Genomic DNA, 10,269 nt, shown 5'->3' with positions numbered 1-10,269 from the left:
CGCCAGCAGGGCCAGCAGCAGCGGCAGCCAGACCGGCCAGCCATCGCGCAGCAGGGTGCGCCACAACGAGGGTGCCTGTACCGCATAGACCAGGTGGATGGTGCCGCGGCCGTAGTTCGGTGCGAGCAGCAGGCGGGTGAGGTCGCGGTGCGGCACGTCGCGCAGGCCGGTGTCGCGTTCGTCGCTGCCGTTGCGCAGGAAATCCATGTCGGACAGCACGTCGACGCGGCCGTTGCCGTGGCGCAGCCGCGCGTGCGCCAGGCTGGCGTCGTGGGCGTCGCCCCAGCGCAGCTCGGCGCTCGATGGCGTGGCGAGGGTGAAACGGTGGCCGCGGCAGAACTCGCTGTGTTCGTCCTGTCCCTTCACCCGCCACGGCTGGCAGCGCGGCGGGACATCGCTGGGCTGGACGCCGAGGCGGCCGAGCAGGGTGGCGTCGCCGTCCCGTTCGGGATCGGCTTCGGGCACGCGCAGCAGCAGGTGGCCGCCTTGTTGCACCCAGTCCAGCAACTGCCTGGCCTCGGCCGGGGCGAGCGTGCGCGGGTCGTCCAGCATCAGCACGGTGTCGCCGGGCTGCAGCTGCATCGCGCGCAGGTCCAGCGTGCGCCGTGATTCGGCCGTGATGCCGTCGCGGCGCAGGGTTTCGCGCAGGGCGTACAACGGGTTGTAGGTCGGCTCGCCGTAGGCGGGCAACGCGACCTGCTCCGGCACGCGCTCGAAATTGCGCAGGAACCACAGCGTCGCCAGCGTCATCGCCAGCAGCGCGGCCAGCGTCGCCAACGCGATGCGCCAGCGCGCGGTCATGCCGGCCACCCGTAGTGCTGGTGCAGCGCGTCGGCGAGCGCGTCGAATTCATCCGGCGTCGGCAGGCGGCCGGCGTAGGCGGCGTATTGCCAGGTGCGCACCATGCGCGCGAACAGCGCGCGGTCGGCTTCCACCGGCATGCGCCGCGAGGCGCGCAGGCACTGCGCCTCGGTGCTGCCCGGCGGCAGTGCGAGGTCGGCGCGCTTGCCCAGTTCGTCCACGCTGGCGCGATACAGCAGCGCCAGCGCGTGGCGTGGCTTGCCCTGCCGCCACAGCTGGCGGGCACTGGCGAGGACGTCCGGCGGCAGCGTTTCCGGTAGCTGCACCGCCTGCTCGCTGAGCGGCGATTCGGCGGTGGCACGACGGCGCGCGCTGCCGCGCAGCCACGGCAGCCACCAGCGGGCGGTGAATGCCAGCACCAGCAGCAACAGGCCGACCACGATCCACAGGATGCCTTCACCGGCCAGCGCCAGCAGCTTGCCGGCGGCGCGGACGACGTCGGCGCCGGGGAAGTTCCAATCCCGCTTGGTTTCCTGCTTTTCCGGCTCGGGTTCGGTTTTGCGCTTCCAGCGTTCGATGCTGCGGGTCGCGCCCAGCTGCGGATCTTCGTAGGCGCGCGCGGCGGCCTGGCGGAAGCCGTCGGTATCGGCCTGCTGCCGCGTGCCGAACAGGCTGCCCGGGGTGCCGTCGTTGGCCGGCGCCGCGCCCTTGCGGTTGGCGTGCAGGCTTGGCGCGCCGTCGGCGTGGTCCTGCGCATGCACCGGCAATGCCAGCGGCATGCATGCCAGCAGGACCAGCAGCAGGGGTGTGGCATGGGCCAGCCGCTGGCGCATGCGGCGGAAGGCGATTTCCACGTCCCAGGCTTCCAGCTGGGTGCGGCGGTTGAGGTACAGGCCGAAGCCGGCGCCGCTGTAGAACGGGCCGATCACGGTCATCGCCGCCCACGCCAGCAGGTTGAAGCCGAGCCACGCCCATGCCGGGGTGTCCTTGCCGATCAGCGAGGCCGCCGCACGCAGCGATTCGGGCAGGGCGTCCAGCGGCACGAACATGAAGATCAACGCAATGCCGGCGATTTGCAGCATCGCCTCGAAATGCCAGCACACCCAGGTAAGCAGGCTGGCGTGGCCATAGGCGGCGCTGCTGAGCACGCGCCGCCGCGCACGGCGGTGGCCGGCGTCGCCGCCTTCGAGCAGGTCCACCGGCATCAGCAGCGCGCGCGCCGGGCCGAGCCGGCGCCAGCCCAGGTAAGCCCACAGCCCGCGCCAGCCCCAGCGCAACTGCGCGCGCAGGGTGTCGGCGATGGAAGGCTCGGCGCCGAACGCGCCGCGCGAGATCACGTACAGCGGGATGCGCTCGAATGCCGGCTTCAGCCACCACAGCAGCACGGCCGACAGCCAGAAGCTGTCCAGCCACCAGCCGGCGAGGTTGAGCAGCGCGAACACCGGCAGGGTCAGCAGCAGCCACGGCTTCCAGATGGCGGCGGCGTGGCGGCGTACCAGCGCGGTGCCCAGTTCCATCGCCTCCCATTGGCTGCGGCTGCGCAGCACCACGTCGAGCCGGTCAAGCCGCATCGCCGCCCCCGTGCCCGCCGCGCCACAGCCAGGCGATCACCAGCGTCCACAACACCCCGGATGCGGTGAACTTGCCCCACGCCGGCACCCACGCGATCGACGACCAGAACGCTTCGATGAAGGCCGCCACCAGCAGCATGAAGGCCACGCCGAGGCACAGCCGCGCGCCGATCGTGCCGCCTTCCACCAGCGCGTCGATGCGGCGCTTGCGACCCGGCGCCAGCAGTCGCAGGCCCAGTTGCAGGCCCGCGCCACCGGCAATGACAATCGCGGTCAGCTCGAACGGCGCATGCCCGGCCACGAAGCGCCAGAACGGGTCGCCGGAGCCGATGTGCTGCAGGTGCCCGGCCACCGCACCGATGGTGATGCCGTTGAACAGCAGCACCAGCACCGTGCCGACGCCGGCCAGCAGGCCGCTGGCGAAGGTGCGCAGGCCGATGCTGATGTTGTTCATGATGTAGTGGCCGAACATCGCCCAGTCGGTGCCGCTGTCGCGGCCGAGGCGGTCGGCGGCCGGGTCGTACATCTTTTCCATCTGCGCGATCTGCCGCGGGTCGAGCAGCAACTGCACCAGGTCGGGCTGGTATTGCAGCAGCACGAACACGGCCACCAGCGGCACCACGAACAGCGCGCAGGCGGCCCACATCGCCGCGCCCTGGCTGCGCACCAGCTGCGGGAAACCGGCGAACAGGAATTCGGCCGCGCGCTGCCAGCGCGGCGGCGGCGTGCGGTAGAGCAGGTTGTGGCCCTGCTGCATCAGCTGCTGCAGGTGTTCGACCAGCTGCGGGCTGTAGCCGCGCTGGCGCGCCAGCGCCAGGTGCTGGCACAGGCGCCGGTAGCGCTCGGGGATGGTTTCGTCGCCGGGCAGGTCGGCATCGAGGGTGCCGCGCAGCTTGCGCGCGCGGCCGCCGCGGCGCGCAAGCCATTGCTCGAACTGCTGCCACTCGTGCTGGTGGCGGGTGACGAACTGCTCCTGCCTCATCGCCGCCCCAGCAGCCAGTTGGCGATCGCGTACAGGCGCAGCACGCCGATATTGCCCTGCGCCTGGCTCAGCGGGCTGGCGATGTCGGCCAACTCGCACTGGCGCGGGCCGGCCAGCGCCGGGGCGCGGTCGGCGAAGGCGATCACCGCCATCTGCTCGGCCGGTTGCAGCGGCAGTGGCGGGGCCAGCACGGTGTCGATGCGCGCTGGTGGCGTCGCCGGCGGTGCCGGCGTATGCACCACCAGGGTGCCGGCGACGAGGTCGCCGAGGCGGCGGCCGTGGCGATCGCACAGGCAGGCCACCAGCCCCAGCGCATAGCCGAACGGCAGCATGTCCACGGTGCGCAGCAGGTTGCGCACGATCGCCGGCATCCAGCCCAGCGGCGCGCCGTCGCGCGCGACCACGCGCAGGCCCAGCGCACGCTTGCCGAGGGTGCGGCCGTGCCAGGCTTCCAGCACGATCGGGTAGGCCCAGAACATCAGGAACATCAGCCCCAGATAGAGGCCGCGGCCGAGCCCGCCCAGCGCCGCCAGCAGCGGGCTCATCAGCGCCAGTACGCCGAAGCGGACGACCAGGTCGAGCAGCCACGCCAGCGCGCGCGGTACCGGCCCGGCGGCCGGCAGCTGCAACGGCACGCCTTCGGGCGTGACGACCTCGCGGAAGGTGTCGAGCATGGGGTGCGCAGCGCTCAACGGACGGCCACCGGCACGGCGGGGGAAGGGCCGTCGCCACGGGGAAAGGCGGGTGATCCGGCCCGGATGGATGCCGCTGGCATGGAGGTCTCTGCTGCGTCCTTGTCAGTGGCCGACTTTAACCCGCCGGCATCGATAAAACCCAGCCTGCATGGCTGCGCTCAGACCGCCGTGTAGACCATCAGCACCGCGCCGATGACGGTGGCGGCCAGCGACCCGGAAAAGATCCATTCGGCGATGCCGAGCAGGCGGCCGGCATGGCGGCCGCCCCGGTTCTTCTGCGCCAGGTAGCCGAGCACGACCACGAACAGGAAGCCGAGCGACGAGAACAGGAAGAAGTCGTCCGCGGCCATCTCGACGTGGTCGATGGAGGTCTTGGCGGCCAGGATGGCCACCAGCGCCAGGTTGATGCTCGCCAATGTCCCGCCGATCGATACGAGGGTGTCGACGGACTGGTCGGTATGGGCCACGGCGGGATGCTCCGGTGGTCGGCGCGTGCTCAGCGCACGGTGCGGTTGCCGCGGTCGCCGAACAGCTTCTTCACCGTGCCGCCCAGGGCCACCACGCCGATCAGCAGCAGCTTCCAGAACTTGGCCAGCAGCAGGCCGAGCTTGGCGAACAGGCCGGCCTTGGCCGCCAGCCCGCCGCCGATCAGCGTGGCCACGCCGTAGGCGGCGACCTTGTCGGTCTTCGGGTTGTGGTCGGCGTAGCGCGCGCCCTGCTCGAACTCGGCCATCGGCAGCAGCTTTTCCATGCCTTCGCGCACCTGCGCCAGTTCGGACATGCCCGATACCGCGTTCAGGCTCAGGTAGCCGTGGCGGCCGAGCACGCGGATGTCGTAGTTGAGCGAATGGTTGGGGTGGCCGTTGAATTCCAGCTCCTTGGCCCAGTACAGCTTGTTGCTGGCGCCGTCATAGCGCGGCGGCACCGCCCAGCCGACCAGCTGCAGCGTGCCGTAGCCGGCCTTCTCGCGCTCGGGGTTGGCTTCGCGGGTCTGCTCCTGCATCTCGTGCAGCAGCTTGGTGTAGTCGATCCTGCTGGCGTCCTCGTCGGAGACGTAGCCGTCGTCGGCGTAGGTGACCACCACTGCCCAGCTGCCGTCGTCGGCCAGCCCGGGGCTGCGCGGCACGATCATGCCCAGCACGTCCTCGTCGGGCGGGTTGCCCCACATGTCCTCCAGCACGCGCCGCGCATCGGCCTGGTCGAGGTAGCGGAAGTCCGCATCCAGGTTGAAGCGCGCCTTGGCCTGCGGCACCTCGATGGCGCCGCTGCGGAACTGCAGCGACTGCAGGAACTGCTCCACGCTGATGCCCTCGTCCTCCTGCGCGGCGGCGGTGAACGGGGCCACGCACAGCAGCGACGCGGCCACCAGCAGGCCCATCGACATGGATCTGATCGACATCGGTCTTCCTTTTCCTTGGGAGGGCGTCCCCACGCCCGGGGGCGGCAGTGTGCGGCAAGGACGAAGAAGGAGGCAACGGGGACCGGCAGGGCCGCGGCGGGCGGGGGCGATCCGGGTCAGCCGGCCATGCCCAGGTACTTGTCCTTCAGGCGCACGTAGTGGTCGGCCGAATAGCGCAGGCCCTCGATGTCCTTCTCGCTCAGTTGCCGCATCAGCCGCGCCGGGTTGCCGGCCCACAGCTCGCCGCTGCGCACCCGCTTGCCGGGGCCGATCACCGCGCCGGCGGCGATGAAGGCGTTGGCCTCGATGACCGCGCCATCGAGGATGCACGCGCCCATGCCGATGAGGCAGTAATCGCCAATGGTGCAGGCGTGGATGATGCAGCCGTGGCCGATGGTGACGCCCTCGCCGACCAGCGTGGGATAGCCGCCCTTGTTGTACGGGCTGTCGTGGCTGACGTGGATGATGCTGCCGTCCTGCACGTTGCTGCGCGCGCCGATGCGGACGTGGTTGACGTCGCCGCGGATCACCGTGCCCGGCCATACCGAGACGTCGTCGCCCAGTTCCACCTCGCCGATGATGGTGCAGGCCGGGTCGACATAGACGCGCTGGCCGAGGACGGGGTGTTTGTCGAGGAAAGGGCGGATGGCGGTCATGGCGATGGGTGTGGTGGGAATGTCGTAGGTGCGGGGCTTGCCCCGCACGGGGCATTGTCGGGAAGGCGCAGCACCGGGCAAGCCCGGTGCCTACGCGGTGTTATTTCGCCATCTCCGAACTGACCACCATGTCCAGCACGTAAGCCAGCGAGGAACCGTCGGCCGGCGGGTTCTTCACCGTGTAGCGCTTGACCCGCAGCACGTTGCGCACGCCCGGTTCATGGTCGTAGCCCTCGATGCTGCCGTAGAAGTTCTCGTAGGCGCCGCGCTCGCCCTGTTCCAGGCCGTTGCCGTCGTAATGCACTTCGCGCACCTGCAGGCACTGGGCGTCCTTCATCACGCCGTGGGAGCACGGTTTGGTCTGCGCGTCGACGTCGAGGAACACGGTTTCGCCCTCGCCGCCATAGCGGGTTTCGGCGGTGGGTTCGCCGCGGAAGCGCAGCACGTCGCCGCCGGCGGTAGCCAGCACCAGCGTGGTGGCGTCCAGCTGCTGCACCTTCAGCGTGCCTTCCAGGCGGCTGCCGGCGGCCTGGTCCAGCGCCATCAGGGCATCGTCCGCGCAGGCCATCATCGTCGAGGCCATCGGCGCGACGGTCAGGGTGTCGCCGCTCAGGCCGTAGCTGCCGCCCATGCGGTTGCAGGTGTTGGCCACGGACAGGCGGCCATCGCCGAAGTCCAGGGTGACCGGCTTGTCGGCGCGCACGAACAGGGCGTCGATGCGCGCGCCGCTGCCGTCGCTGGCGTCGTCCAGTTGCCAGTGGTTGGCGGCGAGCAGGCCGGCGTCGATGGCGGCCGGGGCGGTGGTTTCGGTGGTCGCCGGGGTCGCGGTGGCGGCCTCGCCCTTGTCGGGGGCGTTGCAGGCGGCGAGCAGGGCGATGGGCAGGGCAAGCAGCAGGATGCGCTTCATGTCGTACTCATTGGAGGGAGGCAGTGGAAAGGTCGGCAGGGGAAACGTGCGCTGTCGCCGGAAGGGGTTGCCCGTGGCTTCCCGCGTTCAGTTCCCGGCAGGCAGGAACAGCAGCAGCGCGGCCCCCAACGCCAGCCGGTATAGCGCAAACCCCGTGAAGCGCCGGTGCTTGATGTAGCCCAGCAGCCACTTCACCACGACGAAGCCGGTGACCACCGCGGCGGCGAAGGCCAGGCCCACCTCGCCCCAGTTCTCGTGGCCGAGCCCGCCGTGGCGCAGTTGTTCGAGGAAGGCGTAGCCGCTGGCCGCGAACATGGTGGGGATACCGACCAGGAACACGAACTCGGTGGCCGCCGCGCGCCGGGTCAGGCCCAGCAGCATCGCCAGGAAGATCGCCGCGGCCGAGCGCGAGGTGCCGGGGAACACCCCGGCCACCACCTGCGCCAGGCCCACCGCGATGGCCACTTTCCAGGTCACCGCCTGGCTGTCGGGCAGGCGCCCGGCGAAGCGCTCGGCCACCAGCATCCAGACGCCGCCGAGCAGCAGCGCCCAGGCCACCGGCGTCACCGTTTCCGGCAGTTCCCAGCCGGCCAGCCGCACCGGCAGGCCGACCAGCGCGGTCACCAGGAAGGCGACGCCCAGCTTCATCACGTAGTCGCGGTTCTCGCGCTCGTCCAGCCCGGTGGCGAGCGACCACAGCCGCTGCCGGAACACCAGCAGCACCGCGAGGATGGCGCCGGCCTGGATGACGATGTTGAAGAAGTCCGAACGCGCGCCCAGCCAGCGCTCGGCGATCAGCAGGTGGCCGGTGCTGGAGATCGGCAGGAATTCGGTGAGGCCTTCGAGGATGCCAAGCAGCAGGGCGGAGAGCGTGTTCGACATGGGGGACGGGCGGAGGCAAAGGGCCACAGGATAGGCCATAGGCAGGCTTGCACGTTTTTGGTGCATGTCTTTTGGAAATGCACGTTAATAGTGCAAATCCCAATGAAGCCTTTGTCCTGTTTCATTGACAATCAATGACTTGTGAAGTTGGCATGCCGTTTGCTTTGTTCATGCCATCCATCACCAAGCGAGGCGTTGTCGATGTCACTGGAAAACGTTGAGAAGCTGATCAAGGACAACAAGGTCGAGTTCGTCGACCTGCGTTTCGTCGACATGCGCGGCATCGAGCAGCACGTGACCTTCCCGGTCTCGGTCGTCGAGCCGTCGCTGTTCGAGGAAGGCAAGATGTTCGACGGCTCCTCGATCACCGGCTGGAAGGGCATCGCCGAATCGGACATGGTGCTGATGCCCGACGCCGACAGCGCCTACCTCGACCCGTTCTACGCCGACCCGACGCTGGTGCTGACCTGCGACGTGCTCGACCCGGCCACCATGCAGGGCTACGGCCGCTGCCCGCGCGGCATCGCCAAGCGCGCCGAGGCCTACCTGAAGTCCAGCGGCGTGGCCGAGCTGGCGTTCTTCGGCCCGGAGCCGGAGTTCTTCATCTTCGACTCGGTGCAGTTCGCCAACGACATGGGCCACACCTTCTTCAAGGTCAATTCCGAGGAAGGCGCCTGGAACACCGGCAAGAGCTATGACGGCAGCAACAGCGGCTACCGGCCGACGGTGAAGGGCGGCTACTTCCCGGTGCCGCCGACCGACTCGCTGCACGACATCCGCGCCGAGATGTGCAAGGTGCTGGAGCAGGTCGGCATCGAGGTCGAGGTGCACCACCACGAGGTGGCCAACGCCGGCCAGTGCGAGATCGGCGCCAAGTTCAACACGCTGGTGAAGAAGGCCGACGAACTGCTGCGCATGAAGCACGTCATCAAGAACGTGGCCCACCGCAACGGCAAGACCGCCAGCTTCATGCCCAAGCCGATCGTCGGTGACAACGGCAGCGGCATGCACGTGCACCAGTCGCTGGCCAAGGAGGGCAAGAACCTGTTCTCCGGCGACGGCTACGGCGGCCTGTCGCAGACCGCGCTGTGGTACATCGGCGGCATCTTCAAGCACGCCCGCGCGATCAATGCCTTCGCCAACGCCGGCACCAACAGCTACAAGCGCCTGGTGCCGGGCTTCGAGGCGCCGGTGATGCTGGCCTACTCGGCGCGCAACCGCTCGGCCTCGTGCCGCATCCCGTGGGTGTCCAACCCGAAGGCGCGGCGCATCGAGATGCGCTTCCCCGACCCGATCCAGTCCGGCTACCTGACCTTCACCGCGCTGATGATGGCCGGCCTGGACGGCATCAAGAACCAGATCGACCCGGGCGCGCCTTCGGACAAGGACCTGTACGACCTGCCGCCGGAAGAGGAGAAGCTGATCCCGCAGGTCTGCTCCTCGCTCGACCAGGCGCTGGAAGCGCTGGACAAGGACCGCGAGTTCCTCAAGGCCGGCGGGGTGATGAGCGACGACTTCATCGACGCCTACATCGCCATGAAGATGAAGGAAGTGACCGCGTTCCGCGCCGCCACCCACCCGCTGGAATACCAGCTGTACTACGCCTGCTGACGCCGGGGCGGCCACCGCGGTGCGGCGGCCGCCTCGCACCCCCTTGCTGCCGGGAATGGCGGCGATGGCAAAGTCCCTCCCCTCCCGCTTTCGCCATCGCCGCCGCCCCGGCGGCAACCCCAGGCAACACGAGCAACACCAGAGCAGTGGCAAGAGCACCCGGAAACGCGCAGCGCGGGCAATGCTTCCTTCCCCGCGTGGTTCGCCCGCCGCGCGTCTCCGGCGCAACAACCAGCGGCCGCTTCATGGCCGGTGGAAGGCACGACGCCGGCCCGCAGCCGCGGGCCGGTTTCCTCCATATCGGGACCTGCGCATGAAACTGATCTCCGCCATCATCCGCCCGTTCAAGCTCGACGAGGTGCGCGAAGCCCTGGGCGAGCAGGGCGTTTCCGGCATCACCGTCACCGAGGTCAAGGGCTTCGGCCGGCAGAAGGGCCATACCGAGCTGTACCGCGGCGCCGAATACGTCGTCGATTTCCTGCCCAAGATCCGCATCGAAACCGCCGTCACCGACGAGCAGGTCGAGGCCGTGATCGAAACCCTGCAGGCGGCCGCCGGCACCGGCAAGATCGGCGACGGCAAGATCTTCGTTACCCCGCTCGAACAGGTGGTGCGCATCCGCACCGGCGAAACCGGCGCTGACGCGCTTTGACCTTCATTTCCCGGATCGGCGCGGTTGTCCCTTCTCCCTGTGGGAGAAGGTGCCCCGAAGGGGCGGATGAGGGACGAACGGAGTCCATCATGTCTGAACCATCTGGACTCCGT

At 69.3% G+C, this 10,269-nt stretch carries 11 protein-coding genes; 2 read left to right on the top strand and 9 right to left on the bottom strand.

The window, feature by feature from the left end; translation table 11 throughout:
* The 9 genes from ABB34_RS14105 to ABB34_RS14065 form a co-directional block, all read right to left on the bottom strand.
* Positions 1–801, bottom strand: an 801-nt coding sequence (locus ABB34_RS14105; protein WP_152979642.1) for a DUF4350 domain-containing protein, incomplete at its 3' end; no start/stop codon positions are given.
* Positions 798–2,372: a DUF4129 domain-containing protein gene (locus tag ABB34_RS14100; RefSeq protein ID WP_057642012.1), complete on the bottom strand. Its 1,575-nt coding sequence runs from the start codon at positions 2,370–2,372 to the stop codon at positions 798–800. The genes ABB34_RS14100 and ABB34_RS14105, both read right to left, overlap by 4 nt.
* Positions 2,362–3,354: a stage II sporulation protein M gene (locus ABB34_RS14095; RefSeq protein ID WP_057642011.1), complete on the bottom strand. Its 993-nt coding sequence runs from the start codon at positions 3,352–3,354 to the stop codon at positions 2,362–2,364. The genes ABB34_RS14100 and ABB34_RS14095 overlap by 11 nt, the downstream gene beginning before the upstream one ends.
* Complete coding sequence (locus ABB34_RS14090) at positions 3,351–4,028, bottom strand: RDD family protein (RefSeq protein WP_057642010.1); 678 nt, start codon at positions 4,026–4,028, stop codon at positions 3,351–3,353. The genes ABB34_RS14095 and ABB34_RS14090 overlap by 4 nt, the downstream gene beginning before the upstream one ends.
* A 179-nt stretch (positions 4,029–4,207) precedes the next feature.
* Positions 4,208–4,516, bottom strand: coding sequence for a hypothetical protein (locus tag ABB34_RS14085; RefSeq protein ID WP_057642009.1), 309 nt, complete (start codon positions 4,514–4,516; stop codon positions 4,208–4,210).
* 29 nt (positions 4,517–4,545) lie between these two features.
* Complete coding sequence (locus ABB34_RS14080) at positions 4,546–5,448, bottom strand: DUF2167 domain-containing protein (protein WP_083490229.1); 903 nt, start codon at positions 5,446–5,448, stop codon at positions 4,546–4,548.
* A 116-nt stretch (positions 5,449–5,564) separates the two neighbouring features.
* Complete coding sequence (locus tag ABB34_RS14075) at positions 5,565–6,104, bottom strand: gamma carbonic anhydrase family protein (protein WP_057642007.1); 540 nt, start codon at positions 6,102–6,104, stop codon at positions 5,565–5,567.
* Between the two features lie 100 nt (positions 6,105–6,204).
* Positions 6,205–7,011, bottom strand: a complete 807-nt coding sequence (locus ABB34_RS14070; protein WP_057642006.1) for an META and DUF4377 domain-containing protein — start codon at positions 7,009–7,011, stop codon at positions 6,205–6,207.
* 87 nt (positions 7,012–7,098) lie between these two features.
* Positions 7,099–7,893 (bottom strand): undecaprenyl-diphosphate phosphatase, encoded by a 795-nt coding sequence (locus tag ABB34_RS14065; RefSeq protein ID WP_057642005.1) that lies wholly within the window; start codon positions 7,891–7,893, stop codon positions 7,099–7,101.
* A gap of 201 nt (positions 7,894–8,094) precedes the next feature.
* On the opposite strand from ABB34_RS14065, the gene glnA reads away from it, so the two are divergent.
* Both glnA and ABB34_RS14055 read left to right on the top strand, forming a co-directional pair.
* On the top strand, positions 8,095–9,504 hold the full coding sequence (gene glnA / locus ABB34_RS14060; RefSeq protein WP_057642004.1) for a type I glutamate--ammonia ligase: 1,410 nt from the start codon (positions 8,095–8,097) through the stop codon (positions 9,502–9,504).
* Between the two features lie 313 nt (positions 9,505–9,817).
* Positions 9,818–10,156 (top strand): P-II family nitrogen regulator, encoded by a 339-nt coding sequence (locus tag ABB34_RS14055; RefSeq protein ID WP_057642003.1) that lies wholly within the window; start codon positions 9,818–9,820, stop codon positions 10,154–10,156.
* Positions 10,157–10,269: the final 113 nt, after the last annotated feature.

The organism is Stenotrophomonas daejeonensis, assembly GCF_001431505.1.
GTDB classification, from domain to species: domain Bacteria; phylum Pseudomonadota; class Gammaproteobacteria; order Xanthomonadales; family Xanthomonadaceae; genus Stenotrophomonas; species Stenotrophomonas daejeonensis.
This window is presented reverse-complemented; position numbering and strand designations above follow the sequence as displayed.

Coding starts and splice junctions, on each gene's coding strand:
- ABB34_RS14055 (WP_057642003.1), top strand. CDS start 9,818: ATGAAACTGATCTCCGCCATCATCCGCCCGTTCAAGCTCGACGAGGTG.
- ABB34_RS14065 (WP_057642005.1), bottom strand. CDS start 7,893: ATGTCGAACACGCTCTCCGCCCTGCTGCTTGGCATCCTCGAAGGCCTC.
- glnA (WP_057642004.1), top strand. CDS start 8,095: ATGTCACTGGAAAACGTTGAGAAGCTGATCAAGGACAACAAGGTCGAG.
- ABB34_RS14090 (WP_057642010.1), bottom strand. CDS start 4,028: ATGCTCGACACCTTCCGCGAGGTCGTCACGCCCGAAGGCGTGCCGTTG.
- ABB34_RS14095 (WP_057642011.1), bottom strand. CDS start 3,354: ATGAGGCAGGAGCAGTTCGTCACCCGCCACCAGCACGAGTGGCAGCAG.
- ABB34_RS14100 (WP_057642012.1), bottom strand. CDS start 2,372: ATGCGGCTTGACCGGCTCGACGTGGTGCTGCGCAGCCGCAGCCAATGG.
- ABB34_RS14070 (WP_057642006.1), bottom strand. CDS start 7,011: ATGAAGCGCATCCTGCTGCTTGCCCTGCCCATCGCCCTGCTCGCCGCC.
- ABB34_RS14080 (WP_083490229.1), bottom strand. CDS start 5,448: ATGTCGATCAGATCCATGTCGATGGGCCTGCTGGTGGCCGCGTCGCTG.
- ABB34_RS14075 (WP_057642007.1), bottom strand. CDS start 6,104: ATGACCGCCATCCGCCCTTTCCTCGACAAACACCCCGTCCTCGGCCAG.